A 2219-nucleotide genomic window follows, 5' to 3' on the forward strand; every position below is an offset into this window, starting at 1 on the left:
TGGACGAAGCCATCGCGCAGCTCCTGCACATGCTTCATGGCCTCGGTCAAGTCAATGCTGAGTCCGTCGTGGCCGTCGATACCGAACTGGCCAAAATGGGTGCGACGGTAATACTCCTCGGCGATCTGGATCATCACCTTCGACGGCATGCAGCCGATGCGGGCGCAGGTGGTGCCAGGCTCGCCACCGTTGATCAGCACAAAGGAGCGCCCGGCCGCGCGCGCCTGGGCCATCACATTGAGACCGGCACTGCCGGAGCCGATGATGACGATATCGATGTCACGTGTTTGCATGGTGCTATCCCCGGCCCGGTCTTCGCGGGCGATCATGAGTTAAGGAACTTCTATTCGTCTCGACCTCAATCGCCTTAGAACGAGCCAAACAACAGCCCGAGCACGATGATCGTGATCAGAGCAACCAGGGTGCCGCCGATCATGACCACCGCGATATCGCGATAGCTGCCCTTGTGACTGACGCCGGCTATCGCCAGCAGCGTGACCACGGCCCCGTTATGCGGCAGGCTCGAGAGACCGCCCGAGGCGATCGAGGCGACTCGATGCATCAGCTCCGGATCGATACCAGCGGCCGCTCCCAGCTCGGCATAGGTGTCGCCGAGCGCCTGCAGCGTGATCATCAGCCCGCCCGAGGCCGAGCCGGTGATGCCGGCGATGACGTTGGTCGCTACCGCCAGCGAGACCAGCGGCCCACCGTCGAGCGAGAGGAAGGCGGCGCTGATCAGCTCGAAGGCCGGCAACGCGGCGATGACGGCGCCGAAGCCGACCATGCTCGCGGTGTTCAACACCGGCAGCACCGAGGCGTTGGCGCCCGCATCCAGGGTTGCGCGCAGCGCTTTCAGGCGCTGGAGATTGACTGCGATCAGCGCCAGGATGCCGGCCAGCAGCGCCGTTGCGACCGACCAGATACCGCCGACGGCCGCCAACGAGGTCGCACCCCAAGCCGGCTCGGCGAGGAAGTCGGTCTCCAGCCAGGGCAGCACCAGCAGGCTCATCAGCAGGTTGGTGGCGACCACCACCAAGATCGGCAGCACCGCCAGCACGAAGGCCGGCTCCTGCGCGCTGCGCTGGCCATGCTCGCACTCGGCCGGATCAAAGACGTCGGTTGTGCTCGCGCGCTCGCGCAGCAGTCCGTCCGCGGCCAGATCCGCCGCCGAGCGAGACTCAAGCGCGGTCGCTTCTGGCGTCGGCCCGGCAGGGTTTATCGCCGTATCAGTCCGGTTTGTGCTAGCCAGTGACGTGTCGGCGGCCAGCTTCGTCTCAGCCAGCATCCCATCATCCTTGCTCGGATCAGCGCGCACTGCCGGCTGAAGCTGATAGCCCTCTCCCCGACGTCGTGCCTGCCCAGCAACCAGCCCAAGCCACCAGAGCCCGAACAGCAGCATGATCGCCGCGGCAATCATGCCGAGCCCCGGCGCAGCAAAGGGGGTGGTGCCGAACCAGGGCATCGGGATCGCATTCTGGATCGCCGGCGTGCCCGGCATCGCGGTCATGGTGAAGGTAAAGGCACCGAGCGCGACCGTCGCTGGGATCAGCCGGTGCGGGATCTCGGCACGCTGGAATAGCGCCGCGGCGACCGGCACGATGACGAAGGCGACGACGAATAGGCTGATGCCACCATAGGTCAGCAGCGCACAGGCGATGACCACCGCGAGGATGGCATGCTTGGTACCCAGCGCCCGCGTCAGCCCATGCGCAATCGCCAGCGCCGAGCCGCTATCGTCCATCAGCTTGCCGAACAGCGCCCCGAGCAGAAACAGCGGAAAGAACTGCGCGATGAAGCCGGCCGCTCCCGTCATAAAGGTCTGGGTCCAGCTCGCCAGCAGCGGCTCGCCGGCAATCGCGGCAGCCACCAGCGCCGCCGCGGGCCCGACCAGCAGCACGCTCCAACCACGGTAGGCAAAGGCGATCAAGACGCCGAGGCCGACCAAGATACCCAACAAACCCATCCAGTCAGACCCCATCAAAACCCCCTCGCGCTACGCTGAAGATCCCGTCTTATTCACTCGCGACAAACAGGCTCGTGGTCTGTTCGCCGCCGCAATGGCACGATAGCGAGCGGGCTTAGGAGAAAGAAAGAGGTGGGAGCGCGATAGTTGCTGAGAGCGCAGTTTTTAGCGCTGCATTGCATACTATCGATTGCCCGGGGCCCAGTACCAGTTGCCTGGGACCCAAAACCCATCTCGTTGCACACAACTCGAGCCT

General features: G+C 64.9%; 2 protein-coding genes. Both read right to left on the minus strand.

The features are described 5' to 3' along the window. Nucleotides 1-293 (minus strand): FAD-dependent oxidoreductase (locus VBE63_RS27755; RefSeq protein WP_323686221.1); only part of this gene is annotated, 293 nt, incomplete at its 3' end. Nucleotides 294-367: 74 nt separating this feature from the next. Then, entirely contained in the window at nucleotides 368-1978 is a 1611-nt protein-coding gene (locus VBE63_RS27760; RefSeq protein WP_323686222.1) for a GntP family permease, read from the minus strand. Between the last annotated feature and the right edge of the window lie 241 nt (nucleotides 1979-2219).

The sequence above is a fragment of the Lamprobacter sp. genome (genome assembly GCF_034860625.1).
Classification (GTDB): domain Bacteria; phylum Pseudomonadota; class Gammaproteobacteria; order Chromatiales; family Chromatiaceae; genus Lamprobacter.

Coding starts and splice junctions, on each gene's coding strand:
- VBE63_RS27760 (WP_323686222.1), bottom strand. CDS start 1,978: ATGGGGTCTGACTGGATGGGTTTGTTGGGTATCTTGGTCGGCCTCGGC.